This is a genomic window from Georgenia subflava (genome assembly GCF_009193155.1).
Classification (GTDB): Bacteria; Actinomycetota; Actinomycetes; order Actinomycetales; family Actinomycetaceae; genus Georgenia; species Georgenia subflava.
The window spans coordinates 1294566-1319783 of record NZ_VUKD01000001.1; the positions used below are offsets into that span (position 1 = coordinate 1294566).

Genomic DNA, 25218 nt, shown 5'->3' on the forward strand with positions numbered 1-25218 from the left:
CGCCGATGGTCAGCGCGCCTGCGCGGCCGGATCGGTCAGGTGGTAGCCGTACAGGTCCTGCTGCGTCTCGTTGACCCACAGCTCGGTCCCGGCCGGTGTGGTGACCCGAAGGGTGCGGCCGTAGGACTCGTCGATGATCCGGGCGTCGAGACCGGCGTCGGAGGCGCGCTCCAGGAGCGGCTCGAGCCTGCCGGTCTCCAGGCTGACCTCGCACGCAGGGGCGCCGTCGACGTCGGTCAGCTCGCCCTCGTGGAAGGCGAGGATCCCGTGTGCGGTGAGATCGGACCAGCCGCCGGAGTCGCTGGCGACGCGAGGCCGCCACCCGAGCGCCGCCGCAGCGGCGCCGTGGTTCGCGGGCGTCGGTGTGTAGACCAGGCCGACGACCGAGAGCGTCTCCGACGTGACCTCGCCCATCCCGGCGTCACCCCGTCCGGCGACGCCGGGCTCGGCCTCGTCGACGACGACGGGCAGACCGGCCACGTCGACCGTCGACGCAGGACCGTGGTCGGTCGTGATCGGCTCGCCGCGGACCCCGGCAGCAGCTGCCGCCGACCGGTACGCGTCGGTGCCGACCACCTCGATGCCGAGCTTGGTCCGGCCGGCCGGCGGGCTCTCGGGGCCGGCGGCGTGCAGCGCGAGCCGGCCCGACCCCGCGGCGAGCTCGACCCACTCGCCGTCGTGGTCCGCGATCTCGACGAGACCGAGCCCGCCGTTGTCGTCCGACCGGCCGGTGCCCGGACCGGTGGGAGTTGTGGACCGCCCGCGCCGGTAGCCTCCGACCATGACCACGACACCGCACGGGTTCGAGCACGTCCGCTGGGGGATCATCGGCGTCGGGGACGTCACCGAGCGCAAGTCCGGCCCGGGCCTGCAGCGCGCCGAGCGCTCCTCGCTCGTCGCGGTCATGCGCCGTGACGGCGCGAAGGCGGCCGACTACGCCCGCCGGCACGGGGTGGCGCGCTGGTACGACGACGCCGACGCGCTGATCGCCGACCCGGACGTCGACGCCGTGTACGTCGCGACCCCGCCGGACAGTCACCGCGACTACGCCGTCCGGGTCGCCGCCGCCGGCAAGCCGGTCTACGTCGAGAAGCCGATCGCCCGCACCGCGGACGAGGCGCAGGAGATGCTCACCGCCTTCGAGCATGCCGGTGTCCCGCTGTTCGTCGCGTACTACCGGCGCGCCATGCCGCGGTTCGTGCGCGTCAAGGAGCTTCTCGACGGCGGCGCGATCGGCACGGTCCGCGCTGTCAGCGTGCGCACGCAGAAGCCGGCCGGGATGTGGGAGCCGGAGCACCTGCCGTGGCGCGTGCAGCCGGAGATCTCTGGCGGCGGGCTCTTCGTCGACCTGGGATCGCACACCCTGGACCTGCTCGACCACCTCCTCGGCCCCATCACGACCGTGACCGGCGTGGCGACCAACCTCGCCGGGCAGTACCCGGCCGAGGACCACGTGGCCGCCACGTTCGCCTTCGCCTCCGGCGTCGTGGGCACCGGCCTGTGGGCCTTCGACGCGGCGGTGGACGAGGACTCGGTCGACATCGTCGGAACGGCCGGGAGCCTGCGCTTCTCCTCGTTCGGCGTCGAGCCGCTGCTCCTGCGCACGGCGGACGGCGAGCAGCACATCGACGCGCCGTACCCGGAGGTGGTCCAGCAACCCCTGATCCAGCTCGTCGTCGACGAGCTCACCGGCCACGGCACCTCCCCGAGCACCGGCGAGAGCGCTCTGCGCACCGCTCGGGTCGTGGACGCGGTGCTCGCCGACTACCGTGCGCAGCACACGACCACGAGGTGATGGGGGTAGCGCGATGACGAGGCAGGACAGCGGCAGCCGGAACGGATTCGTCAGCTTCCTGCGCGGCGTCTCGGCCTCGACGTGGGTCGGGCTGGCGCTCGCGGTTCTTGCGGTGGTCTTCGTCCTGCAGAACCAGGCGGTGGCCAGCATCCAGCTCTTCTGGGTCAGCGTGCGGGCCCCGATCTGGCTGGCGCTGCTCGCTGTGTTCCTCGTCGGGTGGCTCGTCGGCGCCCTCGTGCGGCACAACCGGGCGCGCTGAGCTACGCGCCGTCCCACACCAGCGTGCCCGGGCCCTTCCTGCGCGCACCTTCGGCCACCGGGTGGGGCCGCCGGGCGCCGTCGTGCATCAGGTGCCGGACCTCGACGTCGTGGCCCAGGACCGCGACATCGGCGATCAGCCGCCGGTGGCACCGCCACCAGACGGCCTCGGAGCACATGACGACGACCCCGGCGTCGTCCGTCGCCTGCTCGAGCAGCTCGGTCATCGCCGCACCGAAGTCAGCGCTGCGCGTCCAGCCGGCGTACGCGCGGAACGCTGCGACCTGCCACCAGGTGTCGGGCGAGACGGCGTCGTCCTCCTTGCGCAGGTGCCGGCGGCCGCCGAGACGCTCCTCCCACCGGTAGTCGATACCGGCCTCGGGCAGCCAGCGCTCCAGGGCGTCCCGCTTGACGTCGGGGTTGGACCGCGAGCCCGGGAAGCGGCGCACGTCCACCAGGTGCGTCACCGACGCCGAGCGCAGGAGCCGGGTCAGCGCGTCACGGTCGAGCGCGGCGTGACCGACGGTCAGCAGCACGGTGCTCGCCCCCGGAGGAGGCCGGACGGTCCGAGATGCATGCTCACCCCACCCTCCTTACCGTGACAGGACACCGTCCGCCATCGCTCGAGGAGGAACCCATGGAGAAGGCACGCGACATCATGACGCGCGACGCCCAGTGCATCCAGGAGACGGAGACCCTGCTGGTCGCCGCCCAGAAGATGCGCGACCTGGACATCGGTGCCATGCCCATCTGCGGCGCCGACGGCAAGCTCAAGGGCATGCTGACCGACCGCGACATCGTGGTCGGCTGCATCGCCGAGGGCGGGGACCCGTCGACGGCCACCGCCGCCGAGTTCGCCCGCGGCAAGCCCGTCACGATCGGTGCCGACGACTCGGTCGAGGAGGCCATGCGAACCATGGCCGAGCACCAGGTCCGGCGGCTGCCGGTCATCGACGGTCATCAGCTCGTCGGCATCATCAGCGAGCAGAACATCGCCCAGGGCGGCAAGGACCGCAAGGTGGGCGACACCGTGGAGTCCGTGACCAAGGGCTGAGCACCGGACAGCGCACGAAGCGGTCGACAAGGCAGGAGCCCGCACCTCGGGGTGCGGGCTCTCGCCGTCGTACCGGCGGTCGCACACCGGGCCGTGGGAAGGTTGGACCGTGAGCGGATCTCTCGGCACCCTCGTGCTCGTGCGGCACGGGGAGTCCGTCGGCAACGCTCGAGAGCTGTTCAGCGGGGTGCTCGATGTCGACCTCACCCCCGCCGGCGAGGAGGCGTGCCACCACGCCGGGCAGCGGCTGGTCGAGTCCGGCTGGCGCCCGGACGTCATCGTCACCTCCGAGCTGGTCCGCGGCTGGCGGACCGCCCAGCTGGTGGCCGGGTCGCTGGGCACGTCGGCGCCCGTCCGGCGCACGTGGCGGCTGAACGAGCGCAGCTACGGGGCCCTGTCCGGCCACCTGAAGTCCGACATCCTGGCGGCGCACGGCAGGGAGCAGTTCCTGCACTGGCGTCGCTCGCTCGAGGGTCGGCCGCCCGCTCTGGACCCCGCCGTGGTCGCGCTGTGGCGCACCCTCAGCCCGTTCGACCGGCTGCCGGCCGAGGCGCTGGCGGCGACCGAGTCCCTGGCCGACGTCGTCGAGCGCATCCACCCGTGGCTCGCCGACCTCGAGGCGCACCTGCGGGCGGGCCGGCACGTGCTGGTGGTCGCGCACGGCAACTCGCTGCGTGCGTTGTGCGCACTGCTCGACGACCTTACCGGCGCGGAGCTGCGCTCGCTCAACCTGCCCAACGCACGGCCGCTGCTCTACCGCATGGTCGACGACGGCGCCCGGCTGCGCCCGCGTGAGCGCGGCGGGCGCTACCTGGATCCCGAGCTCGCGCGGGCCGAGGCGCTGCTCATCGCCCACCAGGGCGGCACCTGAGCCCCGCTCGCGAGGGTGCGCCCGTACCCGCCGGCCGGCCGCCGTCGCCGCGGTGCCGGAGACGACCTACTTGTGGAAGGACGACCTACTTGTAGAAGCCCTCGCGCAGGTTGATGCCGTGCTCGACCCAGGCCTTCAGAGCGGCGAGCATGCCGGTCCAGCCCTCGCAGTTGCCGAAGGCGTTCCTCGCTCCGTCCGCGGTAGGCAGCCAGGACGACTCGGAGATCGTCACGAGCGTGCGGGTGTCGCCGTCGATCGGCTCGAACTCGAAGGTCGTCGTCGTCACGCCCCTCGTGCCCGAGCTGGCCTCGCCCTCCCACTCGATGACGATGCGCCGGGGCGGGTCCGCGGCGACCACGGTGACCGGGAAGGCTCCCGGGAAGTCATGGAAGTCCCAGCTGACGTCGGCGCCGGGCTCCAGGCGGCCGCGGGCACCTCCGGTGGTGAAGTACTGCGAGAGCTGCCGCGGGTCGGCGACGGCCTCGTAGACCTCGGCGCAGGGACGTGACACACGTCCGGAGACGGTGAAGGAGAGCTCGCGCAGCGAGTCGTCGGTGTTCATGTGATAGTTTTACAACATGTCTGAGGGCGACGGCAAGGGGTCGGACGACGACCTGGTGTTCAAGGCCCTGGCATCGCCCACCCGCCGCCGCATGCTCGACGCCCTGAGGGCGGGGCCGTGCACGACCGGCACACTCTGCGAGCAGTTTCCCGAGCTGGACCGCACGACCGTCCTGCAGCATCTGCGGGTGCTCGAGCGGGCGGATCTCGTCATCGGCAAGAAGGTGGGTCGCGAGCGGCACCTCACCCTGGCTCCCGCACCGCTCAAGCGCATCTACGACAGGTGGATCGGGGAGTACGCGCGTGCCGCCGTCGACCTGCTGGAGCGGCTCGAGGACGGGTGACGTCGCAGCTCGCGCCGTCGGGCCGGACTCTGGCCGCCGCGCCGACGCGACCTCGGTGCTGACGCCCGTCGTCCGACGCGCTGCCTGTCCCGCACGCGCGGCGGGACCCGAGGCGTCCGGCATGATGGCGCGGTGATCTCGCGCCAGCTCCGCCGTCGTCGGGCGGTCGGCGCACCGTGACAGTGCTGCTCGCGAGCTTCTTCTACTGTCTGCTCTCCGCGGTCGCCGTCGTGCTGCCGGCCGAGGTCTATGTGGTGGGCGTGGCCCTGGCCACCGACGTGGCCCCGGGCTGGCTGGCGCTCGCGGCCGCCCTCGGCCAGGTGGCCGGGAAGATGCTGTACTACCTCGTCGGCCGCGGCGTGCTGGATGTCGCCCGGCTCCGCCGTCGCGGCACCGCCGGCGGTCGCTGGGCACAGCGGATGACGACGGTGGAGCGCTGGTGCGAGGAGCACGTGTGGGGTCCGAGCGCCGTGACCCTGGTGAGCGCCTTCGCCGGCCTGCCGCCCTACGCGATCGTCTCGGTGCTCGCAGGAAGCGTCCGGATGCGCTGGTGGCTCTTCGCGCTGCTCTCCGTCCTGGGTCGCTTCGCCCGCTTCTGGGCGATACTCCAGGTCCCTCACCTCCTGCCCGACGCGCTCTTCGGCCTCTGACCGCCGCCTGCAACTCCTGGCAAGGCGTGGTCCGCGCACCGACCCGCCCGGTACGGTCGGTCGAGCACCAGCCATCCGATCGGAGTGCACCTCGTGACCGAAGACACGTTGACCGGCATCCCGCCCTGGCCGAAGAGGTCCCGTGGGCCCCGACATCTCGTCGTCATGGGCGTCTCCGGCGGCGGCAAGACCACCATCGCGATGATGCTCGCCGGCAAGCTGGGCTACATCTTCGCCGAGGGGGACGAGTTCCACAGCCAGGCCAACCGCGACAAGATGGCCGCCGGCATCCCGCTCGACGACGACGACCGCGCCCCCTGGCTGGAGTCGATCCAGGCGTGGATGACGTCGGAGGCCGAGGTCGGCCACTCCACCGTCGTGACCTGCTCGGCACTGAAGGTGAAGTACCGGGACGTGCTCCGCGGCGCGAAGGGCAGCACCATCTTCGTGCACATGGCGCCCCCTGCCGACATCACGCTCGAACGGATGTCGCAGCGCGAGGGTCACTACATGCCGCCGAGCCTCCTGGGCTCCCAGATCGACACCCTCGAGGAGCTCGAGGACCACGAGGAGGGGTTCAAGGTGCTCAACATCGGCGCCCCTACCGAGGTCTTCACCGAGGTGCTCGGTCAGCTCAAGGACTACTGACTCCGTACCGGATCGGCGATGATGGGTGCATGAAGCTGATCCTCGTCCGACACGGCCAGACGACGTCCAACGTCGGCGGGCTGCTCGACACCGACGAGCCCGGCGCCGACCTCACCGACCTCGGCCGCCGGCAGGCCGCCGCCCTCCCGGAGGCGCTGGCCGGGGAACCGGTAGAGGCCATCGTCGCCTCCACGCTCGTGCGCACGCAGCAGACCGCCCGACCGCTCGCCGACACCGTCCGCCTGAAGACCCAGGTGCACCCTGGCGTGCGCGAGATCCGCGCCGGAGACCTGGAGATGCTCGGCGACCACGCGTCGGTGCGCGCCTACCTCGGCACGATCTTCGAGTGGAGCGCCGGCAACATGGCCACCCGCATCCCCGGCGGCGAGAACGGCACCGAGTTCTTCAGCCGGTACGACGAGGCGGTCGCCGAGGTTGCCGCCAGCGGCGTCCGCACGGCGGTCGTCGTCAGCCACGGAGCCGCCATCCGCGCCTGGACGGCCGCCCGGACGGACAACGTCAGCGTCGATCACGTCGCCTACAACCCGGTGTCCAACACCGGCGCCGTCGTGCTCGAGGGCAGCCCGGACGAGGGCTGGACGGCCCTCACCTGGGAGGGCCACGCCCTCGGTGGCGCGGCGGTCGACACCCCCTCGTCCGACGGCCCCGCAGGCGAGCCGGTCGACGTCCGCTGACGGGCACCATACGCACTGGTGCGTATGGTGCCGCCCGCCTGGTCTCAGGACACTTTCGGAGCGACGCCGCCGCAGGGGTGGCGCGCTTTCTGGAGGAGGATCCAGTGACCGGGATTCTTGACCGCGGCGTCGCCCGCGGCTGGGCGCGACGCGCCGGCACGGTGACGGCCGCCGTCGCAGCGCTCGGCATCGCCACCGCGACCACAGCGTCCGCCCACCACTGCTACAAGATCGACTGGAACGACAGCGCCCGACAGCAGCTCGCCACGCATCGCACGGCCTGGATGCCGTTGAGCGACCTCGGCGAGATGATCATCGCGGCCCCGGCGGAGCAGGGCGGGTACGACCGGCCGGACTGCGCCGCGTCCGCGACGGCTGCCGTCGAGGCGTGGATGGCGGCCGGCGGGATCGAGGAGGAGCCGCTCATCCACTCGCGAGCGACGGTCGGCTCGGGCGCCGCCTACCAGGGGAAGGCGCCGAAGGGCTTCGCCTACCTCGAGGAGGCGGACTTCGTCCTGCTGACGCAGGCGATCGAGGCGGACCTCCTTGAGACGTGCGACGGGTTCGAGCTGCCGGCCTAGATCACCGACGGGGGGTGCGGGGGCCGGGGCGACGGCGCCCATCCTCGCCCCGCACCCTCCGACGGGAGCAGTCCTTCGCGCTGAGCCGACAGGACCGCCGACAGCCGGTCCACGGCACGGAGCTTGCGGTACAGGTTCTCCTGGTGCTTGTGGACGGTCCGGGGCGAGATCCCGAGCCGGACGGCCATGCCGTTGACCGTGCTGCCGGCCGCGATGCCCTCGAGGACGAGCTGCTCGCGGGGGGTCAGCATCGAGGAGCCGGCAGGAGTGTGCACGCCGTCTGCGGCGCGCCGGAGCTCGCGGAGCATCAGCACATGGCGGTCCAGGCCCACCACCAGCGGCTGGAGCTCGCGGGCGAGCTCGAGGTCCTTGTCGCCGTACTGCGAGTCGCCGACGATGCCGTAGGCGTCCGGTCCGCCCGGACCGGGAAGGGGCAGCGCCAGCTGGTGCACCGTGAGTCCGAGCGCCGCGATGAGCTCGCGCGCCCACGGCGACAGTCTCCGCCCGGCGGCCTCGGCGTCTGCGAGGCTGAACGGCGCGCCCGTGCCGGTCGCGGCGAGATGCGCGACGAGCGGTTGGTCGGCCGCACGTGCGAGTGCGAGGGAGCGCACCTCGTCGGGCGCGCTGAATCCCGCGGGCCAGGGCGGGGCCCAGGTGTGCCCGCCGGCGCCGGCGCTGGTGCGGACGATGCACATGGCGCCGAACTCCTGAGCGAGCGCCGCGAGTAGCCGATCTTCTGCCGAGCCGGCGTCCGGCTCGGCAAGGACGTCACCGGCGACGCGGAGCCACCGCCGCGCCGTGCGCGCTGCGACCATGGCGAACCTCCCAGGCCCTCGAGAAGCGAAACGATAGGGCTCGGCGAGGGCACGCGCGTAAGAATCAGCCCTGGTCGCGCCAGCGACGCACCGCCACCGCCACGACACCGCCCAGTGCGCCGACCGAGACCACGAGCCACAACCACATCGGCAGCCCCGCGGCGCCGGTCTCCTCCGGCTCCGAGGTGGCCTCCACCGTGACCGTCGCGTCCGGCGTCGTCGCCTCGTCCGGGGAGGGTGCCGCGTCCGTCGTCGTGGGTGCCGAGGGCTCCGACCCGGCGGCCACCGTGAAGCCGAGCTCGCCGTCGATGCGGTGCCCGTCGGAGGAGACGACGGACCAGGTGACCGCGTAGTCGCCGTCCGTCAGCTCCGGCAGCGGCACGGACGCCGTGCGGCCGGCGACGACGGTGGGCGCGTCCGTGACGGGCTCCCCGGCCGTGTCGGTCACGAGGATCGCCTGCGAGGCGTCCAGCAGCTCGTTGTTGAACGTCAGCACCACCTCGGTGGGCACCTCGGTCAGCTCTGCCCCGTCCGCTGGGCTCGACTCCAGCAGGACGTCGTGCGCGCTCGCTGCCGGCGCGAGCGCGGCGGAGAGCGTCCCGAGGAGGGCGACGACGGCGAGGACGGGCAGGAACAGCCGGGCGACGGGGCGAAGATAGGTCACCTCGTCACTGTAAGCCGCTCCTGAGGGCCTCTTGGAACCCGTTCTCGCGCCAACCCGGTCGAGGAGGCGTTCCGCCGTCGTGCGTCAAGCCGTTACGGTGCCGCCGTCGTCCCGATCGCCAGGCCGAGGGCGGCTGCGGCCACCGTGGACACCAGCGTGCCGGCCGCCAGCCGCAGCGCCGCGGCCACCCGACGGTGGCGCAGCAGGTCGACGACGACGACAACCGACGTGGAGAACGTGGTGTACCCGCCGCAGAAGCCGGTGCCCACGACCAGTGCCAGCGGGCCGGCGCTCTGCCCCAGCAGGCCGGTGACCAGGCCGAGCAGGAACGAGCCGGTGATGTTGACGAGGAGGACTCCAGCAGGGTTGTCCGGGCGAGTACGGGCACGGACGGCGCCGTCGACGAGGTAGCGCGACACCGCGCCGAGACCGCCGGCGAGCGCGAGCAGGAGGACGGTCATCGGCGCGCTCCGTCGTCGGCAGGTCCGTCCGTGGCGCGAGGATCCGGTGTGACGGTGGTGTGCGGACCGACCCGTCGGTCTGCCGCGTGGGGATCGAGCGGTCTGCCCGCCGCGGGCGGTCCTGACGTTCCGCCGGTCACCCCCGGGCCGGACCGTCCGCGCCGGAGGCGCGTGCCGAGCAGCACCCCGCAGCCGGCGGCGAGCAGGCCGCACAGCACCAGCCCGACGCCGTAGCCCAGGGCCGCGCGTGCGTCCCGCTCCAGCAGCGTGACGATCTGGACCGCGAACGTGCTGTAGGTGGTGAAGGCGCCGAGGAAGCCGGTCCCCGCGAGCAGCAAGGCAACCTCGCGTGCTCGATGGCCGGTCGCGCGCCGGGTGCCGATCTCGAGCACCAGCCCGAGGAGGAACGCCCCGAGCAGGTTCACCGCGGCTGTCGACCACGTCAGGGCGTCGGCGGCCCCGGCCAGCGTGTCCACGCCGTGCCGGGCCAGGGTGCCCAGCGTCCCGCCGATCCCGACGGCAGCCCAGGACCCCGGACGCAGGTAGGCAGGCGGGTGCCGGTCCGCCGCGCCGTCGTGCGTCGCTGCTGTCATGACGACGTCCCGACTCGCCGGGCGACCTGGTAGCCGTCGGCGTCCAGCACGAGCTCGTAGTCGACGCCGTGCCGCGACTCGGCGAAGGCGGCGGCGTCGGTGATGTCCCGGTCCGGCCACGTGCGGCGCAGGGTGTCCAGCAGCACGAAGTCCGGTGCCGGATTGCCCGCGTTGCCCACCCAGTACACCTGCGCGCGGGGGACCAGGTAGGCCATGAGGTAGATGTCGGCCTCCACGGTGCTCCCGGGGGCGACCGCATCGATCGCCGCCGTCGCGCCGTCGTGACGGTCCGACACGGCGTAGGTGGCCGGCTCCACCAGCCGGGCGAGCGGAAGCGTCGGCATCATCAGCGCCGTGGTGGCCACGGCGACGCCCACGCCGATCGTCGCCCAGCCGCCCGGCGCGGCCGGGCGGCGCGCGGCGCTCGGGTCCGGCGGCCGGGTCACGGCGTCGAGCAGGGCCGCGGCCGCGACCGGCATGAGGATCGCCGAGTAGTGCCAGCTCCAACCCCAGTAGAACTCGACGTTGCCGACGAACCGCCAGGCCAGCGTCGGTACCCACAGCCACACCAGCGGGGAGCGGACGCCGACGACGCCCGCCGCGGCGACCAGGAGCAGCAGCGTCACGTACTTCTCGCCCGGGACGAGCGCGCCCAGCAGGACGTCGAGCAGCCCCTGCTGCTCCTCCGACCCCACGCGGTCGTAGTAGTCCCAGGTACCGCCGGGGTTCAGCGCCGGCAGGATCACCCAGATCGCCAGCACGAACCAGACCATGCCCCATGCTGCGAGGAACGCCCCGGCCCGGACCTGTCGCCCGCTCGCGGCCTGTCCGGACGCACGCCGACGACCGCGCCAGAGTAGTACCAGGCCCAGGGCGGCGACCGTCAGGCCGAGGTCCTCCTTGACGAAGACGAGAGGTGCGGCCCATGCCGTGCACGCCCACCACCGGCCACGCAGGAACGCTGCGAGCGCGAACGCGAGGAGCGGCACGGCGAACGCGATCTCGTGGAACTGGGCGGCGACGGCACCCTGCAGCCCCCAGCCCAGGGCGTAGGCGACGCCGAGCGCGGTGCCGCGTCCGCGACCGACGAGCTCGCGGGCCACCCTTGTGATCGGTACGGCCGAGACAGCGAGCAGCACCGCCTGGACCACCAGCAGCGTGAGGCCGGACGGGAAGAGCCGGTAGAACGGGGCGAGCAGCACGAGCATGGGGTGGAAGTGGTCGCCCAGAAGGTTGAAGCCCTCGCCCTTGATGGTCACCACCGGCGCGTCGAGCCCGGAGTACGCCTTCGCCAGCTGGGTGAAGATCCCCAGGTCCCAGGACGGCACCTCCAGCAGCCGCCACTGGGTCACCGCGTACACCGAGTACAGCGCCGCGGTCACCACGGCGACGACCCACGGCACCCACCGGTCGGTCGGTCCGTAGCCGACAGAGCCCTGGCCCAGATGCATCGCTCTCGTGGGCCGAGTCCGCATCCCTCGCCTCCTGGTCGCCTGCCGGTTCGACCGGCCACCCGGGCCCCGGGTCGCCGACCGAGCTTCGGTGTTCTCGTCGCCGCAGACCCTATCGGGACCGCGGTCTGGTCAAGGCGCGCAGATGCCCAGACCAGACGCAGCTGGTCCGGGCATCTGCGCAGTGACCGTCCGGACGGTCACCGGTGGGCGATGGCTCGCCGCTACTGGGTCAGTGAGACGGTGACGCCGCCCGAGAACATCGAGTCGTGCAGCGTGATGCTCGCCGGGACGGCGTCGACGGGGATGTCGAAGACCACAGCACCTGAGACCGAGTTCCCCGGGTTGATGTCGTTGAAGAACATGTCGTTGTCCTCCAGATAGATGCCGGCCGCCGTGTTCGCCGAGTGCTCGCGACCCGCCGTGTCGACGAGAGTCTGGTTGCCGTCATAGAAGGCCTGCGCCTCGTCGCCGATGTTGGCCACCGTCAGGTGCACGAGGACGAACTGCCCTTGTGCCTGCTCGTTGAGGAACTCGTTGCCCACCGTGGCTACGCCGGGTTCGATGCCCGTGACGGTGAACTCGAACTTTCCATCCCTGACCGGGGTCCCGACGCCGGCCGCCGTCGCATCCGGAGCCGATACCTCGGTCTCCGCGGCTGCTTCGTCTGCGGGAGCCCCGTCGCCGTCGCCAGGGTCGGCGGGCTCGACGTCGCCGGGGGCCGTGGCATCGCTGTCGGCGGGTGCGGCGGGTGCGGCAGCGGACGGGACGGCGTCCGGTTCCTCGCCGCCGTTGCCCACGGCCTGACCGAGGGCGACGAGGGCCACGATCACCAGGACGATGGTGAGGATCTTGTGCCGGGCGAACCAGCTCTTCCTCTTCTCGGGTGCTGGGGCCGGCGGCTCCGGTGGGCCCGGGAAGCCGTAGGACGGACCCGGTGCTCCCGGGCTCGCGTAGCCCGGGGCACCCGGCGGGACGGGGGACTGGACGGTGGCAGGCTGACCGCCGATCGGCGGGTACGGCTGGTTGGTGCTCATGACACTCCTTCGGTTGCGGGGACCGGCGACGGGCCGGTGGTCGTGTGCTTCGAGCCTCCGGCACCCGCCTCGTCGCTCGCATCGCCCGATCGGCCGGATGGTCCTGTCCGACCGGCTGAGCGCTCCAGTCCGATCGACGGCCGTTGGGTGGTGCCGAGACGTGGGTGCACCGCCCTACCGTTGGCCTCATGACCGAGCGCACGGCCCCGAGCGGGCATCACACCTGGTGGTGGCTGCGAACCGTTGCGTACGTCGTCCTGTGTGTCTTCATGTCCGTCTCAGGGGTGGTGTTCACCCGCACGGCCGAAGCGACCGACGGGTGGTCCATGGCCGCGAACTTTCTCGGGCTCCTGGCCGCGCTGGCGATGCCCGTGACGCTGTTCTGGCGGAGACGGGCACCGTTGGCCGTCACCCTCGGAGCCACCGCGGTCGCCCTGCTGCTGCCGATCGGCACCTCGACCGCCCTCGTCGCGCTCGCCGGGCTGGTAGCTCGCCGTCGGGGCCGGGAGGTCTGGTGGACGGTCGCCGCGGTGACCGCGGTGACCGTCGTATCGGCGATCCGTGACGTCGCCGGACCGACGAAGGACACCTCCCTGTTCAAGCAGGTCTTCGCGCCGACGAGCCTCGGCGGTGACGTGCCGTTCGAGCTGAGCTGGTGGGTCGTCGGGATCTGGGTGGTGGTCTTCCTGGCGGGCGCCGTCGGGGCCGGACTCGTCCTCCGGTCGCGGCGGGAGGTCGCGGTCGCATCACAGCAGGTGGTCGAGGTCAGCGAGACCTCGGGGCGCCTCGGTGACCAGCTGGCCAGGCAGGTCGAGCGTGAACGTATCGCACGGGAGGTCCACGACGTCCTCGGACACAGGCTCTCGCTGCTCAACCTCCATGCCGGCGCACTCGAGACACGCGCGACCGCCGATCCGGAGCTCGCGGAGAGCGCCAAGCTCGTGCGGGAGAGCGCTCGCAGCTCGATGGAGGACCTGCGGTCGCTGCTCGGTGTGCTGCGCCACCCGCTCGGCGGCGAGCCGGCCGCTCCCGCGCTCACTCTGGTGGATCTGCCCACGGTGATCGAGGAGACGGTGACCACCGGCGTACCTGTCTCATCGACCATCTTTCTCGACGGCGCCGAGCAGGCCGGGCCCACCCTCTCGCGCGCGGTCTACCGCATCGTCCAGGAGCTCTTGACCAACGCCCGCAAGCACGCCGCGGGGGAGCAGATCCGCCTGAGCGTCAGCGGTGGGCCTGTCACGGGTGTGACCATCGACGCCCGCAACCGCTACCTCGGTCCGGTGCAGGGTCCTGCCGGCCACGGACTTCAGGGCGTGGCCGAGCGCGTCGAGCTGCTCGGCGGAACCCTCGTCTATGGCCTCGACGACGGTGGCCGCACCTTCCGCGTCACCGTCCAGCTGCCATGGAGCACTTCGTAGGCCGGGCGGAGGAATCTGTGTCGGTGGGGCGCCCTACGATCGGGATGTGTCCCCGCGTCCGCACCGCGTGCTCCTCGTCGACGACGACCCTCTCGTCCGTTCCGGCCTGCGCCTGATCCTGACCAGCGAGCCGGACCTGGAGGTCGTCGCCGAGGCGGCGGACGGCGATGAGGTGGTCGGGGCAGTGCTCGGACACGGTCCGGACGTGGTTCTCATGGACCTTCGCATGCGCCGCACGGACGGCATCACCGCGACCGCGGCGGTCCGCGCACTCGCGCGAGCGCCGCACGTCATCGCTCTGACCACCTGGGACGTCGACGAAGCCGTCATCGGATGCATCCGGGCAGGTGCCTCGGGGTTCCTGCTCAAATCAGCATCCCCAGAAGAGATCAAGGCTGCGGTGCGCGCGGTCGTGGCGGGAGACGCGGTCCTCTCCCCGCGCAGCACGCGCCAGGTTCTTGAGCACCTCGGCCGCGACGACGGCGAGCGGGAACGTCGGGAGGCGCGCGAGGTGATGGGGGCGCTGACGGACCGCGAGCGCGAGGTCTCCATCGCCGTGGGGCGCGGGCTCACCAACGACGAGGTCGCGAGGCAGCTCTACCTATCACCCGCCACCGTCAAGACCCACCTGTCCGGTGCGCAGACCAAGCTCGGTGTCCGTAACCGGGTGGACGTTGCGGTTCTCGTGGAACGCGCCGGCCTGCTCCGGCCCTGAGGCGACCGGGCAGTCGACCGCATGGAACGCGGCTCAGCCCACGGGGAGCGCGACCGGGGCTCCAGCGCCCGTCGCCGAGCCGTGCACGGTGAGTGTGGCCGGCACGGTGCCCGGCGGGACGTCGAAGACCACCACGCCCTCGGCGCTCTCGCCCTCCTTGAGCTCGGCGAACCACAGCCTGTTGCCGTCCACGGCCATCCCCGCTCCGACGTCGGGGAGGTGCTCGGTGCCGTCGGCGTCCGTCAGTCGCTGGTCGGTGTCCACGAACCACGCGCCCGGGGCGGTCGCCGTCACCCGCAGCCGCACGACGACGTACTCGCCCGCGGCCGTGGCGCTCGCGGTGGTGCCGCTGAGCTCGCTCAGCCCGGTCGTCACGCCGAGGACCTCGGCCCGCACGGGTCCGTCGTCCACGGTGGCGCCGACGGTCACCTCGCCCTCGGGTGGTGCGACGGCGGTCGGCGAGGGGAGCGGGCTCGGTGGGGGCAGCGGCGAGAAGCTCGGCGACGGTGCGGGCGAGGTGAGCGTGGGCGCCGTCGTGGGGTCCGGCTCGTCGTCGTCGCCGAGCGTCGCCCCGATGACGGCGAGCACCAGGAGGACACCCACGCCGAGTCCCGACGCGACGGCCCAGCGTCCGCGGCGGCTCCTTCCCGAGGGCGTGCCGCTCGTGCCGGCGCTGCCGGTGCCTGTGCCTGTGCCTGTGTCGGTGCTGGTGCTCCCGCCCGTGACGGCACCCCAGCGCATCGCCGGCGACGACGTCGCCGGGTACCTGACAGTGATCTCGGGGCTGCCCTCCCTCGACGGCGCAGCCTCCTCCGAAGCCTTCGCGACGAGTCCCGAAGGGTCCGCCCGGTGCTCGCCGCGCGGGCCGTGGCGCCGGGCGCGGAACGACCGGCGCTTGCGCGGCTTCCAGGAGGAGCGGCCGCGGCTGCCCGGCTCGTAGAAGCTCTCGTACCCGGTCGGCGCACCGTCGCCGAGGTCGGTGGCCTGCGCCGCGGCCGGTGACGCCGTCCCCGGCGGCCGACCGGTCGGGTCCGCCGACCGGCTCAGCCAGTCCGGCACCTCGCCCGGGTCCGGGCCTCCGGCGTCGACGGGCACGTCGCCGTACGGGTTGGAGGCGTCGGTGTGCAGCGACGCGGGCGCGTACGGCTCCGCCTCGGAGTCGTCGGCGTACGGCTCACCGGTGAAGGCGGCGCCGTCGTCGTCCGGACGGCCGTACTGCCCGGGGAACCACGGGGGGCGAGAGCTCATCGGGTCAGAGGGCGTCCTTGCGCTGGAGGTGGCGCAGGGCGGCCCAGCCGATCGGCACGCGACCCCAGAAGGTGAGCACCCGGAAGAGCACGGCCACCGACACGGCGGTCGCGGCCGGGATCCCGGCCAGCGTCAGACCACCGGTGAGCGCACCCTCGACCGGCCCGATACCGCCGGGCGACGGGATCACGGCACCGATCGAGTTCGAGGCGAGATAGGTGATGGCGAGGTTCGTCAGCGGCAGCTGGTACCCGAAGGCGGCCAGCGAGGCACCGAAGGCGATGACGTAGCCGGTGGTCATCACGAGGTTCCCCACGATGCCGACGACGAGCCGCCGAGGGTTGGAGACGACCCACACCAGCCGGGGCCACACCTGCTGCAGCGTGGGCGCGGCCTTCTCCCAGAGCCAGGCCCGCAGCTGTGGCACCAGCAGGGCGACGCCGATCGCGGCGACGACCAGGGCGACGCCCGCGATCACCGGTGGGGCCGGGGCGCTGAGCGTCCCGGCCGAGCCGGTCACCAGCGCGACGACGACGAGCAGCAGGATCGTGGTGATGAACTGCGAGACCTGGACGAGCCCCACGGTGGCCACCGCCAGCGGCGTGGAGATCTTCGCCTTGTTGAGGTAGCGCAGGTTCAGGGCCGCCGGGCCGATACCGGCCGGCGCCACCAGCGAGACGACGGAGGCGGCCACCTGGACGAGGGTCGTGCGCCACATCTTCAGCTTCTCCGGCGAGAAGGCCACGAGGCCCATCGCCGAGCCGACGTACGTGAGTAGGCCCATCACGAAGGCGACGAGCATCCACGCCGGGTTGGCCCCGGCGATCGCGGCGGTGACCTCCTCGAAGTTGAGCCAGGAGAGCAGCACCCAGGCGACCGCCACGGCGAGCGTCATGGTGACGACCGTGCGGACCGAGAACCGGGCGAGCTGCAGCGGGGCGACGTCCGCCGTCGGGACGAGCGCGACCAGCTCCGTGCGCAGCGTCGCGAGCAGGTCCCGGTGGTCCGGAGCGGCCGCACGGGTCTGCGAAGGCATCGCGACCGGCTGGAGGAGCGGGGCCATGGACGCCATCTGGTCCCGGGTGAGCACCCGGGCCGCCGAGGCCAGGGCTCGCTCGGTGCCCACGAGCACCGCGAGCATCGCGAGCAGCTGCGCCAGGTCCAGCCGCCGCGACAGCTCGGAGGAGATGATCTCGCCGTTCTCCCAGTCGAGGACCCACACCCCGTCCATGGCGTCGACGAGGACCGCCTCGGCGTGCAGGTCGCGGTGCGCCAGGCCCTTGGAGTGGGCGGCGCGCACCTGCGACCAGACCTGGTCGAGCAGCGTGTCGTCGAGCTCCGAAGGGGCGAGCTCGTCCAGGTGCCGGGCGCCCGTCACGTGTTCGGTCACCATGAGGACGGAGTCGCGCGACTCGGTGATGCCCACCAGCTCCGGCGCGCGCACGCCGGCCGCACGGGTGGCGAACGACATCAGCGCGGCGCGGTTGGCCGCCTCACGCAGGGTGGTGGCCGGACGCCGGTCGAGCCCGCGCAGCCGGACGCTGTCCCACACGCTGGCGAGCACGCCGACGACGTGCCGGTCGCCGTCCAGGACGGTGACGTCGTGCCGGGTGCCGTCGGCCCCCCAGACGGCGTACAGGCGGTGGGCGCTCTCCACGTCCAGCGTCAGCGCCGCCGAGGAGGACGCCGCGCGCAGCACCCGGTCGGGGTCGGTGAGCGCGTCCGGCGCGATCGTGTCGGCGGTGCTGGCGCCCTCCTGGTCGACGGCGGCGAGCAGGTCCGCCGGCGTCAGCGGCTCGTCGGTCGTGACCTCCGGCTCCTTGTGCGTGCGGAGGGGCTGGTGATCCTCGGCGTCGCTCCGGCGCTCGCGCAGCCGCTCGGTGTACCCGATCGGCGAGGACGTGGTGACGGTCCACGCCTGGGCGCTGGTGCCGGCGAGCAGCGGGTCCATCCGGACCACCCGGACGGGGTCGAGCCCGGCCCGGCGCAGCCCGCGCACCAGCGCGATCCCGGTGGCCCGCTCGTGCAGGACGCCGGAGGCGTAGCGCATCCCGAGCCCCGCGGACCGGCCGAGGAGGACGGCGACCACGGCGCCCGGCAGGGTCTGGTTGCCCTGCACGACGGAGAGCCCGAGGACGACCCAGAGCAGGTTCCACGACCACCGCAGCATCCGGCTGTGCGAGCGGTCCCCGACGGCGGTCAGCAGCCCGGCGATGCCCGCCGCGTAGGCGTTGAGCGCGATGACCGTCGCGCCCTCGGAGGTGATCGTCAGACCGCGGGTGAGGGTGGAGGGGGCGACGTTGTCGAGCAGCCAGAGGGCGCCCAGGGCCAGCAGGTAGGCGGCGACGCCGGTGCCGAGCGCCTCCAGCGCCGAGCGCCAGCTGCGGCGCACGAGCCGGTCGACCAGCACCGCCAGCGGGACGAAGAAGGTCACGAGGCCCTCGAGGACCGTCACCGGGAGCAGCAGGACCTGGCGCAGCGTGTTGGCGACGGCGGACTGGACGTCCTCGGTGACGCCCTGCGTGGTGGCGTGCGCGTAGACGGCCAGCACGAGCACGAAGGCGATGCCGAGCGCGGAGGCGACGAGCGCGACGAGGTCGCCCGGGCGGCGCACCCGCGTCTGCGGGGCGTCGACCAGCAGCACCTCACGTCGTGGCGAGGAATCCTCCGCGGGGGCGTTCGTGGACACAGCCGTGCCGCCCTCCCCCAGCTCCTGCCTCATGTCGGGGAGTCTACGGCGCGGGGTGTGCCGTCAGTCGTCTGCTTTTGTGTGCGGCGCGCGGGCAGTCTGTGCGGCTCTGGTGAAGACGTCGGCGGCCGCTCACGCGAGGCCGAGCACCGCGAGGACGCTCTCCGGCAGCAAGGCGTAGCCGACGAAGGCGACCACGTCGATCAGGGTGTGGGCGATCACCAGAGGCATGGTCCGCCGTCGCCGGCGGTAGTACTCGCCAAAGATCAGGCCCATGATCACGTTGCCCACGAACGGCCCGAAGCCCTGGTAGAGGTGGTAGGCGCCGCGCACGACGGCGCTCGCAGCCAGCACGGCCGGCGGGCGCCAGCCGAGCTGCTCGAGCCGGGTGATGAGGTAGCCGGCGACGATCACCTCCTCCAGCAGGGCGTTCTGCAGCGCGGCGAGGATCAGCACCGGAACGGTCCACCAGACCTCGTTCAGCGTGGCGGCCTGGACCTCCACCGTGATCCCGAGCGCCCGTCCCAGGAGGTACAGCCCCAGGCCGGGCACACCGATGAGCGCGGCCAGTCCGACGCCGGCGCCGAGGTTGCGCCACGGACGGTGCAGATCCAGCCCGATGCGCGCCGTCGCCCGCCGGCCCGGCTCGGAGAGCAGGTACAGCGCCAGCGCCACCGGCACCAGGGCGAAGCCGATGGACAGCAGCTGGTAGGTCAGGTCGAGGTACGGGCGCGGTGAGCGGGACGGGTTCAGCGCCGTGGCCTGCTCGCCCAGCGGAGTGGTGACCGTGAGCCGGGCGATGATGTTCACCACCGCGTACACCGCCGACTGCCCCAACGACAGGCCCAGCACGATCAGCACCTCGGTGCGCATCCTCGAACGCAGTCGCGAGGGTGCCGGTGCCGGCAGGGTGTCGGTGCTCGGGGTGGGGGTCGGCGCGCTCACCGTGCCAGTGTCCACCAGCGCGGCAGGAAGCGTGCGGGCCGGTGGGGCACGATGGGAACCATGAGCGAGCCCAGCAGCATCGAAGCCGTCGTCTTCGACATGGACGGCGTCCTGACCGACACCGAGACGATGTGGGACGAGGTGCGCCGCGGCCTCGCCGCGGAGGACGGTGTGCCGTGGCCCGACGGTGCGACCGAGGCGATGCTGGGCATGTCGACGCCGGAGTGGTCCGAGTACATGGCGACCACCATCGGCGTCGACGGTGACGCCCCGGCCGTCGCGGACCGAACCATCAACCACATGGCGGCCCGTTACCACGAGCATCTGCCGACGCTCCCGGGTGCGGTCGACGCGGTCGAGCGTCTGGCCGGGCGGTGGCCGCTCGGTCTCGCGTCGTCGTCGCCGCGTCGGCTCATCGACACCGTGCTCGCCGAGCTCGGGCTCGACCACCACTTCCGGGCGACCGTCTCCACCGAGGAGGTCGAGCGCGGGAAGCCGTCCCCGGACGGGTACGCCAAGGTCGCGGAGCTGCTCGGTGTCGACCCCCGCCGCGCCGTCGCCATCGAGGACAGCTCCAACGGGATGCGGTCGGCCGCCGCGGCCGGCATGCGCGTGATCGCCGTCCCGCACGAGGCGTTCCCGCCCGACGCCGATGCGCTGGAGCTGACCGCGACACAGGTGGGCAGCCTCGACGAGGTCACTGTCGAGCTCGTGGAGAACCTCGGTCGCTGAGTCGCTGAGTCGCTGAGTCGCTGAGCCGCGGAGCCGGGGCGTAGCTGGGCCGGTGCGCCGTCGCCCCAGACCACGGGACGCCCAACGGTCCCGGACAGGCTCGCCGATCGGCCCCAGGCTCACACCAGACCGGCGTCGTGGGCCAGGAGCGCGACCTGCGTGCGGTTGCTCAGGCCGAGGGCGGCGAGGATGTGCGAGACGTGCGCCTTGATCGTCGCCTCGCTGAGGTGCAGCCCGGCGGCGATCTCGGCGTTGGTCTCGCCCCGCGCCACCGCCGCCACCACGGCGCGCTCACGCTCGGTGAGCCGGGCCAGCTCGGTCCGGGCGCGGTCCGCCGGTGCCGCCCGGTCCACCGCCTGGTCCATCAGCCGGCGCGCCACCTGCGGGGAGAGCACCGACTCCCCGGCGGCCGCCCGCCGCACGGCATCCGCGATTCGGGTCGGCGGCGTGTCCTTCAGGAGGTAGCCGGTGGCACCGGCGCGCAGGGCGCCGATGATCTCCTCGTCGGAGTCGAAGGTGGTCAGGACCAGCACCTCCGGGGCGTCGGACCGCGCGCGCAGGAGGGAGGTGGCCGTGGCGCCGTCGACCCGCGGCATGCGCAGGTCCATCAGCACCACGTCGACCGGGTGCCGCGCCAGGGACTCCGGCACCTCGGCGCCGTCACCCGCCGTCCCCACCACCTCGATCCCGTCGAGGCCGTCGAGCATCATGGTGAGTCCGTCACGGACCAGCGGGTCGTCGTCGACGACGAGGACCCGCACCGGTGCGTTCATCCTGGCCAGGGTAGCCGGGCGTGCAGGCGGAAGCGGCCGGGCGGCGTCACGCCGTGCTGCAGCGTGCCGCCCGCGAGCGACACGCGCTCGCTCAGGCCCACCAGCCCGGTGGAGGAGCCGGGCAGGGAGGACGGCGGCGTCGGGCCGAGCGGGTTCGTCACCTCCACCTCGAGCCCCGCACCGGGGGAGCCGGTGACCAGCACGTCCGCCACCGAGCCGGGTGCGTGCTTGCGCGCATTGGTCAGGCCCTCCTGGACGACGCGGTAGACCGTCCGCCCGCTGAGGCCGGGGACCGTCGCCGCGTCGTCGACGTCCTCGCGCAGCCGCACGACGGTGCCGGCCGCCCGTGACTCCTCGACCAGCGCGGCGACGTCGCCCAGGCCGGGCTGGGGCCGGGGCAGCGCGCCGTCCGGGGAGTCCTCCCGGAGCACTCCCACGACCTCACGGAGCTCTTCCAGGGCCCGGTGCGTGCCCTCCCGGATGACGCCGGCGGCCCGGGACAGCTGTTCCGGGGCGGCGTCCGGGCGCACCTCCAGGGCTCCCGAGTACGTGGCGACGAGCGAGAGCCGGTGCGCGAGGACGTCGTGCATCTCCCGCGCGATGCGGGTGCGCTCCTGGACCCGGGCCTCCCGCTCGGCAGTCTCGCGCACGGCCTCCGCGCGCTCGGCCCGCTCCACCAGCGCGGCGATCACCTGCGCCCGTGAGCGTCCCAGGGCGCCCCAGCCCAGGAGGGCCGCGTGCACCGCGACGACGATGATCACCCACCAGCCGAACGGCAGCTCGCCCATCGGCCGCCAGAGCCCGCGCACGACGTGGGCGGCGGTGGCCGCGGCTGTGACGGCCACCGCCCTGCGCGTCGGCAGCGCGCGACCCGCGTGCAGTGTGGCGAGGGTCGACGGCGGGGTCGCGGCGGGCGAGAGCGCGGCGAGCACCGCGAGGGCGACGGCGGCGGTCGCCGGTCCGCGGAAGACCAGCGGCAGCAGGGCGACGGCGGCCAGCCCGGCGGCGATGTCGAGCACCGGGCGCAGCTGGTCGGACTGGGCCTCGCCGACGATCGTGAGGCCGACGAGGACGGCGACACCGATGACACCGGCGGCCATGGTCGCCGGGCCCGGTCTGCGCAGCTCGCACCCCGGCAGCAGCTCGTCGTGCTGTGTCCTCACCTTCCTGAGGGTAGAGAGCAGGCGCCCGCTCCGGTACCGACGAAAGTCGATCCTCCCGGCAGCGATGGCACGCCGGCCTCCCGGCACCGACACTGACCGCATGGAAGGCACAGACGCGCCGCTCGCCCTGGTGACGGGCGCCACCGGCTACATCGGTGGTCGCCTCGTGCCGGAGCTGCTCGCGGGCGGTTTCCGCGTGCGGGCGATGGCCCGCCACCCCGACCGCCTGGACGATCGTGAGTGGCGCCTGGAGGCCGAGGTCGTACGGGCCGACGCCTCCAGCGCCGACGACCTCGCGCGGGCGATGCAGGACGTCGACGTCGCGTACTACCTCATCCACTCGCTCGGGACCGGGCGCACCTTCGAGAAGCGCGACCGGCAGACGGCCCGCACGTTCGCCGTCGCCGCTCGATCTGCCGGGGTGCGCCGCGTCGTCTACCTCGGCGGGCTCCATCCGCGTGGCGAGGAACTCTCGCCGCACCTGGACTCACGCCGGGAGGTCGGTGAGATCCTCCTCGCCGGCGGCGTCCCGGTGGCCGCGCTCCAGGCGGCGGTCATCATCGGCTCGGGCAGCGCCTCCTTCGAGATGATGCGCTACCTCACCGAGCGGCTGCCGGTCATGGTGGCGCCGCGATGGATCGACAACCGGATCCAGCCCATCGCCGTGCGGGACGTGCTGCGCTACCTCGTCGGCGCCGCCTCGATACCCGAGGAGGTGAGCCGCACGTTCGACATCGGCGGCCCCGAGGTCCTGACCTACCGGGAGATGATGCAGCGCTACGCGGCGGTCGCCGGCCTGCCGCCACGGGTCGTGCGGTCCGTCCCGGTGCTGACCCCGGCGCTCGCGAGCCAGTGGGTCGGGCTCGTGACGCCCGTCCCGGCGGGCATCGCGCGGCCCCTCGTCGGCTCGCTCGTGCACGAGGTCGTCGCGGACGAGGACGACATCAAGCAGTACGTGCCCGACCCGCCCGAGGGCCTCCTGGGCTTCGACCGTGCCGTCGAGCTCGCGCTGGCGCGGGTGCACGAGTTCGACGTCCGCACGAGCTGGGCGTCCGCAGGGACGCCGGGGGCGCCGTCCGACCCGCTGCCCGACGATCCCGACTGGGCCGGCGGCAGCCTCGAGGTGGACGAGCGCGAGACCGTGGTGGCCGCGGACCGTCAGACGTTGTGGTCGGTGATCGAGGGGGTCGGTGGCGCGCACGGCTGGTACTCCTGGCGGCTCGGCTGGGCCGCGCGCGGGGTGATGGACCGGGTCTTCGGCGGGCCCGGCCTGCGCCGTGGGCGGCGCCACCCGGACGAGCTGTCGGTCGGTGACGCGCTCGACTGGTGGCGGGTGGAGAAGGTCGAGGAGGGGCACCTGCTGCGCCTGCGGGCGGAGATGCGGCTGCCCGGCCTGGCCTGGCTCGAGCTGATCGCCGACACCGACGAGGCAGGCAGGACGGTCTTCCGCCAGCGTGCCATCTACCACCCGCACGGACTGGCCGGGCAGGCGTACTGGTGGGCGGTCTGGCCCTTCCACGGCGTCGTCTTCGGCGGGATGCAGCGGAACATCGCCACGGCGGCCGAGGAGGCCGCACGCGCGGCCGGCCGGCCGGTGCGCGACACGCGGGCGGATCGTGCGGTGCGACGAGCCGAGGAACCGACGACAGACGGGCTGGGCGCATGAGGTCGACCGAGGAGCGGGCCGCGCGACCGCGGGTGCGCCAGGTGGTGGTGACGCTGGCCTACCTGGTCTGTCTGGTGGGTTCGGTGGTCGGTGTGGGCGCCTTCGGTGGCACCCCGATCGCGGAGGCGGCGGGCGGGCTGCTCGCCGCCGACTCGACCCACCTCGCGCCCGGCTCGGGCGCCTTCTCGATCTGGACCGTGATCTACGTCGGTCTGGGGCTGTACACCGTGTGGCAGTGGTGGGACCGCGACGACGCCCGCCGGCTCGCCCCGCTGATCGTCGCCTCGCTGCTCCTCAACGCGGCGTGGATCCTGGTGGTCCAGGCCGGGTGGGTCTGGCTCAGCGTTCTCGTCATCGTCGCGCTCCTGGCCGTGCTCGCGGCGATCTTCGTCCGGCTCGTGCGGACCCGGCCCGGCACGGTGGTCGAGGCCGCCGTCGTCGACGGCACCTTCGGGCTCTACCTCGGCTGGGTGGCCATTGCCACGTGCGCCAACGTGGCCGCCGCACTCGCGGGTGCGGGGTTCACCGGCGCCGGGGCACCCGAGTGGTGGGCGGTGGGTGTGCTGGTCGTCGCCACGCTCGTCGGGCTCGCGCTCGCCGTCTTCGGACGCGGCCGGCTGGCGCCGGCGGCCTCGCTGGGCTGGGGACTGGCATGGATCGCCGTCGCACGGACGACCGGCGACCTGCTCTCCCAGACCACGGCGGTCATGGCCGGCCTCGCCTGCGTGCTCGTGGTGGTCGGCACGGTCGCCGTCCGTGGACGGCGAGCGCTCGGCGCACCGCACGGACGACCGGTCGGCCCGTCGTGAGCTAGGTAGGCGCACCCGCGGACGAGTCGTCGCGCCCCGCCTCCGGTGCCTTGGGCGTCAGGGGCGCCACCGCGCCGAACCTTCCGAGCTCGTCCGCCATCCGCTGGAGGAACGCCGCGGCCGCTGCCCGGCACTCCGGTGCCACGGACCGCGCCACTGCCGCCATCCGCTCGTGCATGTGCCCCAGACGCTCGCGCACCTCTTCGTGCGCGTGCGGGGTCGCCACGACCACGACCGAGCGGCGGTCGCGCGGGTGCGGCTGCCGGACGAGGTGGCCGGACAAGGTCAGTCGGTCGAGCAGCTTCGTGGTCGATGCCGTGGAGATTCCCAGCCGGCCGGCGATGGTGCGTGGCGTGATCGGCTCGCCCGCGCGCTCGGCGGCAATGACGAGCTGGAGGGTCTGCATGTCGGTGATGTTCATGTCCATGTCGCGGCTGATCCGGCGGCGCATCTCCTCGTCCGCACGGCGGAACGAGCGGAGCGCCTCGAGCAGGGCGATCACGGCGTCGTCGCCGTCGTACCAGTACCCCGCCGTGTGGTGAGCGTCCTCTCCCGGAAGCATGCGACAACACTACCCAA

29 protein-coding genes are annotated in these 25218 nt (G+C 73.1%); 14 read left to right on the plus strand and 15 right to left on the minus strand.

Translation table 11 applies throughout. The annotated features are described in order from the left end of the window. Positions 1-9: 9 nt before the first annotated feature. A complete protein-coding gene (locus GD748_RS05845) occupies positions 10-789 on the minus strand; it encodes a hypothetical protein (RefSeq protein ID WP_193721600.1) in 780 nt (259 codons plus the stop codon). Here GD748_RS05845 and GD748_RS05850 point away from each other — a divergent pair. Further along, complete coding sequence (locus tag GD748_RS05850; RefSeq protein ID WP_152194180.1) at positions 782-1795, plus strand: Gfo/Idh/MocA family protein; 1014 nt, start codon at positions 782-784, stop codon at positions 1793-1795. The genes GD748_RS05845 and GD748_RS05850 overlap by 8 nt on opposite strands. A gap of 13 nt (positions 1796-1808) precedes the next feature. Continuing rightward, positions 1809-2054: a LapA family protein gene (locus GD748_RS05855; RefSeq protein WP_226920798.1), complete on the plus strand. Its 246-nt coding sequence runs from the start codon at positions 1809-1811 to the stop codon at positions 2052-2054. Between the two features lies 1 nt (position 2055). On the opposite strand, the gene GD748_RS05860 is transcribed toward GD748_RS05855, so the two are convergent. Beyond that, positions 2056-2589, minus strand: coding sequence for a DUF488 domain-containing protein (locus GD748_RS05860; RefSeq protein ID WP_152194181.1), 534 nt, complete (start codon positions 2587-2589; stop codon positions 2056-2058). A gap of 101 nt (positions 2590-2690) precedes the next feature. Here GD748_RS05860 and GD748_RS05865 point away from each other — a divergent pair, with 101 nt between their 5' ends. Beyond that, the gene (locus tag GD748_RS05865; protein ID WP_152194182.1) at positions 2691-3107 is read left to right on the plus strand and encodes a CBS domain-containing protein; all 417 of its coding nucleotides are present in this window, start codon (positions 2691-2693) and stop codon (positions 3105-3107) included. 109 nt (positions 3108-3216) lie between these two features. Then, positions 3217-3978, plus strand: coding sequence for a 2,3-bisphosphoglycerate-dependent phosphoglycerate mutase (locus tag GD748_RS05870; protein ID WP_152194183.1), 762 nt, complete (start codon positions 3217-3219; stop codon positions 3976-3978). Between the two features lie 85 nt (positions 3979-4063). Here GD748_RS05870 and GD748_RS05875 read toward each other — a convergent pair whose 3' ends face one another. Beyond that, the gene (locus GD748_RS05875) at positions 4064-4540 is read right to left on the minus strand and encodes an SRPBCC domain-containing protein (RefSeq protein WP_152194184.1); all 477 of its coding nucleotides are present in this window, start codon (positions 4538-4540) and stop codon (positions 4064-4066) included. 16 nt (positions 4541-4556) lie between these two features. Here GD748_RS05875 and GD748_RS05880 point away from each other — a divergent pair, with 16 nt between their 5' ends. The 5 genes from GD748_RS05880 to GD748_RS05900 all read left to right on the plus strand — a co-directional run bounded on the left by GD748_RS05880 (position 4557) and on the right by GD748_RS05900 (position 7457). Continuing rightward, positions 4557-4883: an ArsR/SmtB family transcription factor gene (locus GD748_RS05880; protein WP_152194185.1), complete on the plus strand. Its 327-nt coding sequence runs from the start codon at positions 4557-4559 to the stop codon at positions 4881-4883. Positions 4884-5059: 176 nt separating this feature from the next. Next, positions 5060-5533, plus strand: coding sequence for a YqaA family protein (locus GD748_RS05885; RefSeq protein ID WP_152194186.1), 474 nt, complete (start codon positions 5060-5062; stop codon positions 5531-5533). Positions 5534-5698: 165 nt separating this feature from the next. After that, the gene (locus GD748_RS05890; RefSeq protein WP_152194410.1) at positions 5699-6181 is read left to right on the plus strand and encodes a gluconokinase; all 483 of its coding nucleotides are present in this window, start codon (positions 5699-5701) and stop codon (positions 6179-6181) included. A 29-nt stretch (positions 6182-6210) separates the two neighbouring features. Further along, the gene (locus GD748_RS05895; protein WP_152194187.1) at positions 6211-6876 is read left to right on the plus strand and encodes a histidine phosphatase family protein; all 666 of its coding nucleotides are present in this window, start codon (positions 6211-6213) and stop codon (positions 6874-6876) included. Between the two features lie 104 nt (positions 6877-6980). After that, positions 6981-7457: a hypothetical protein gene (locus GD748_RS05900; protein ID WP_152194188.1), complete on the plus strand. Its 477-nt coding sequence runs from the start codon at positions 6981-6983 to the stop codon at positions 7455-7457. Here the strand turns inward: GD748_RS05900 and GD748_RS05905 are convergent. The 6 genes from GD748_RS05905 to GD748_RS05930 all read right to left on the minus strand — a co-directional run bounded on the left by GD748_RS05905 (position 7454) and on the right by GD748_RS05930 (position 12478). Beyond that, complete coding sequence (locus GD748_RS05905) at positions 7454-8272, minus strand: response regulator transcription factor (RefSeq protein WP_152194189.1); 819 nt, start codon at positions 8270-8272, stop codon at positions 7454-7456. The two genes, GD748_RS05900 and GD748_RS05905, sit on opposite strands and share 4 nt — an antisense overlap. A gap of 64 nt (positions 8273-8336) precedes the next feature. Continuing rightward, the gene (locus GD748_RS05910) at positions 8337-8936 is read right to left on the minus strand and encodes a copper resistance CopC family protein (protein ID WP_152194190.1); all 600 of its coding nucleotides are present in this window, start codon (positions 8934-8936) and stop codon (positions 8337-8339) included. A gap of 92 nt (positions 8937-9028) precedes the next feature. Then, positions 9029-9397 (minus strand): fluoride efflux transporter FluC, encoded by a 369-nt coding sequence (locus GD748_RS05915; RefSeq protein ID WP_152194191.1) that lies wholly within the window; start codon positions 9395-9397, stop codon positions 9029-9031. Continuing rightward, on the minus strand, positions 9394-9990 hold the full coding sequence (locus GD748_RS05920; RefSeq protein WP_152194192.1) for a fluoride efflux transporter FluC: 597 nt from the start codon (positions 9988-9990) through the stop codon (positions 9394-9396). The genes GD748_RS05915 and GD748_RS05920 overlap by 4 nt, the downstream gene beginning before the upstream one ends. Then, positions 9987-11465 (minus strand): DUF2079 domain-containing protein, encoded by a 1479-nt coding sequence (locus GD748_RS05925; RefSeq protein WP_226920802.1) that lies wholly within the window; start codon positions 11463-11465, stop codon positions 9987-9989. The genes GD748_RS05920 and GD748_RS05925 overlap by 4 nt, the downstream gene beginning before the upstream one ends. Positions 11466-11665: 200 nt before the next feature. Beyond that, the gene (locus GD748_RS05930) at positions 11666-12478 is read right to left on the minus strand and encodes a DUF4352 domain-containing protein (protein ID WP_152194193.1); all 813 of its coding nucleotides are present in this window, start codon (positions 12476-12478) and stop codon (positions 11666-11668) included. A 188-nt stretch (positions 12479-12666) separates the two neighbouring features. Here GD748_RS05930 and GD748_RS05935 point away from each other — a divergent pair, with 188 nt between their 5' ends. Together GD748_RS05935 and GD748_RS05940 are read left to right on the plus strand one after the other, a co-directional pair. Beyond that, on the plus strand, positions 12667-13899 hold the full coding sequence (locus GD748_RS05935; RefSeq protein WP_152194194.1) for a sensor histidine kinase: 1233 nt from the start codon (positions 12667-12669) through the stop codon (positions 13897-13899). 67 nt (positions 13900-13966) lie between these two features. After that, entirely contained in the window at positions 13967-14614 is a 648-nt protein-coding gene (locus GD748_RS05940) for a response regulator transcription factor (RefSeq protein ID WP_452176682.1), read from the plus strand. Positions 14615-14647: 33 nt separating this feature from the next. Here the strand turns inward: GD748_RS05940 and GD748_RS05945 are convergent, their stop codons facing one another. The 3 genes from GD748_RS05945 to GD748_RS05955 form a co-directional block, all read right to left on the minus strand. Further along, positions 14648-15862: a DUF4352 domain-containing protein gene (locus GD748_RS05945; protein ID WP_152194196.1), complete on the minus strand. Its 1215-nt coding sequence runs from the start codon at positions 15860-15862 to the stop codon at positions 14648-14650. Positions 15863-15866: 4 nt separating this feature from the next. After that, complete coding sequence (locus tag GD748_RS05950) at positions 15867-18584, minus strand: lysylphosphatidylglycerol synthase transmembrane domain-containing protein (RefSeq protein WP_152194197.1); 2718 nt, start codon at positions 18582-18584, stop codon at positions 15867-15869. Between the two features lie 99 nt (positions 18585-18683). Further along, positions 18684-19424, minus strand: coding sequence for a CPBP family intramembrane glutamic endopeptidase (locus GD748_RS05955; protein WP_152194412.1), 741 nt, complete (start codon positions 19422-19424; stop codon positions 18684-18686). Positions 19425-19556: 132 nt separating this feature from the next. On the opposite strand from GD748_RS05955, the gene GD748_RS05960 reads away from it, so the two are divergent. Continuing rightward, positions 19557-20228, plus strand: a complete 672-nt coding sequence (locus tag GD748_RS05960; protein WP_152194198.1) for an HAD family hydrolase — start codon at positions 19557-19559, stop codon at positions 20226-20228. 119 nt (positions 20229-20347) lie between these two features. On the opposite strand, the gene GD748_RS05965 is transcribed toward GD748_RS05960, so the two are convergent. Both GD748_RS05965 and GD748_RS05970 read right to left on the minus strand, forming a co-directional pair. Then, the gene (locus GD748_RS05965; protein ID WP_193312832.1) at positions 20348-21001 is read right to left on the minus strand and encodes a response regulator; all 654 of its coding nucleotides are present in this window, start codon (positions 20999-21001) and stop codon (positions 20348-20350) included. Next, the gene (locus tag GD748_RS05970) at positions 20998-22164 is read right to left on the minus strand and encodes a sensor histidine kinase (protein ID WP_226920807.1); all 1167 of its coding nucleotides are present in this window, start codon (positions 22162-22164) and stop codon (positions 20998-21000) included. Before GD748_RS05970 ends, GD748_RS05965 begins: the two co-directional genes overlap by 4 nt. Before the next feature lie 100 nt (positions 22165-22264). On the opposite strand from GD748_RS05970, the gene GD748_RS05975 reads away from it, so the two are divergent. Further along, complete coding sequence (locus GD748_RS05975) at positions 22265-23830, plus strand: SDR family oxidoreductase (protein WP_226920809.1); 1566 nt, start codon at positions 22265-22267, stop codon at positions 23828-23830. Continuing rightward, a complete protein-coding gene (locus GD748_RS05980; protein ID WP_152194201.1) occupies positions 23827-24639 on the plus strand; it encodes a TspO/MBR family protein in 813 nt (270 codons plus the stop codon). Before GD748_RS05975 ends, GD748_RS05980 begins: the two co-directional genes overlap by 4 nt. Position 24640: 1 nt before the next feature. Here the strand turns inward: GD748_RS05980 and GD748_RS05985 are convergent, their stop codons facing one another. Next, positions 24641-25201, minus strand: coding sequence for a MarR family winged helix-turn-helix transcriptional regulator (locus GD748_RS05985; RefSeq protein WP_152815954.1), 561 nt, complete (start codon positions 25199-25201; stop codon positions 24641-24643). Positions 25202-25218: the final 17 nt, after the last annotated feature.

Excerpts from the sequence above, each read along its gene's own strand:
- GD748_RS05850 (WP_152194180.1), top strand. The coding sequence starts at position 782 with ATGACCACGACACCGCACGGGTTCGAGCACGTCCGCTGGGGGATCATC.
- GD748_RS05855 (WP_226920798.1), top strand. The coding sequence starts at position 1,809 with ATGACGAGGCAGGACAGCGGCAGCCGGAACGGATTCGTCAGCTTCCTG.
- GD748_RS05865 (WP_152194182.1), top strand. The coding sequence starts at position 2,691 with ATGGAGAAGGCACGCGACATCATGACGCGCGACGCCCAGTGCATCCAG.
- GD748_RS05875 (WP_152194184.1), bottom strand. The coding sequence starts at position 4,540 with ATGAACACCGACGACTCGCTGCGCGAGCTCTCCTTCACCGTCTCCGGA.
- GD748_RS05880 (WP_152194185.1), top strand. The coding sequence starts at position 4,557 with ATGTCTGAGGGCGACGGCAAGGGGTCGGACGACGACCTGGTGTTCAAG.
- GD748_RS05890 (WP_152194410.1), top strand. The coding sequence starts at position 5,699 with ATGGGCGTCTCCGGCGGCGGCAAGACCACCATCGCGATGATGCTCGCC.
- GD748_RS05895 (WP_152194187.1), top strand. The coding sequence starts at position 6,211 with ATGAAGCTGATCCTCGTCCGACACGGCCAGACGACGTCCAACGTCGGC.
- GD748_RS05905 (WP_152194189.1), bottom strand. The coding sequence starts at position 8,272 with ATGGTCGCAGCGCGCACGGCGCGGCGGTGGCTCCGCGTCGCCGGTGAC.
- GD748_RS05915 (WP_152194191.1), bottom strand. The coding sequence starts at position 9,397 with ATGACCGTCCTCCTGCTCGCGCTCGCCGGCGGTCTCGGCGCGGTGTCG.
- GD748_RS05920 (WP_152194192.1), bottom strand. The coding sequence starts at position 9,990 with ATGACAGCAGCGACGCACGACGGCGCGGCGGACCGGCACCCGCCTGCC.
- GD748_RS05925 (WP_226920802.1), bottom strand. The coding sequence starts at position 11,465 with ATGCGGACTCGGCCCACGAGAGCGATGCATCTGGGCCAGGGCTCTGTC.
- GD748_RS05930 (WP_152194193.1), bottom strand. The coding sequence starts at position 12,478 with ATGAGCACCAACCAGCCGTACCCGCCGATCGGCGGTCAGCCTGCCACC.
- GD748_RS05935 (WP_152194194.1), top strand. The coding sequence starts at position 12,667 with ATGACCGAGCGCACGGCCCCGAGCGGGCATCACACCTGGTGGTGGCTG.
- GD748_RS05945 (WP_152194196.1), bottom strand. The coding sequence starts at position 15,862 with ATGAGCTCTCGCCCCCCGTGGTTCCCCGGGCAGTACGGCCGTCCGGAC.
- GD748_RS05950 (WP_152194197.1), bottom strand. The coding sequence starts at position 18,584 with ATGAGGCAGGAGCTGGGGGAGGGCGGCACGGCTGTGTCCACGAACGCC.
- GD748_RS05955 (WP_152194412.1), bottom strand. The coding sequence starts at position 19,424 with ATGCGCACCGAGGTGCTGATCGTGCTGGGCCTGTCGTTGGGGCAGTCG.
- GD748_RS05960 (WP_152194198.1), top strand. The coding sequence starts at position 19,557 with ATGAGCGAGCCCAGCAGCATCGAAGCCGTCGTCTTCGACATGGACGGC.
- GD748_RS05965 (WP_193312832.1), bottom strand. The coding sequence starts at position 21,001 with ATGAACGCACCGGTGCGGGTCCTCGTCGTCGACGACGACCCGCTGGTC.
- GD748_RS05975 (WP_226920809.1), top strand. The coding sequence starts at position 22,265 with ATGGAAGGCACAGACGCGCCGCTCGCCCTGGTGACGGGCGCCACCGGC.
- GD748_RS05980 (WP_152194201.1), top strand. The coding sequence starts at position 23,827 with ATGAGGTCGACCGAGGAGCGGGCCGCGCGACCGCGGGTGCGCCAGGTG.
- GD748_RS05985 (WP_152815954.1), bottom strand. The coding sequence starts at position 25,201 with ATGCTTCCGGGAGAGGACGCTCACCACACGGCGGGGTACTGGTACGAC.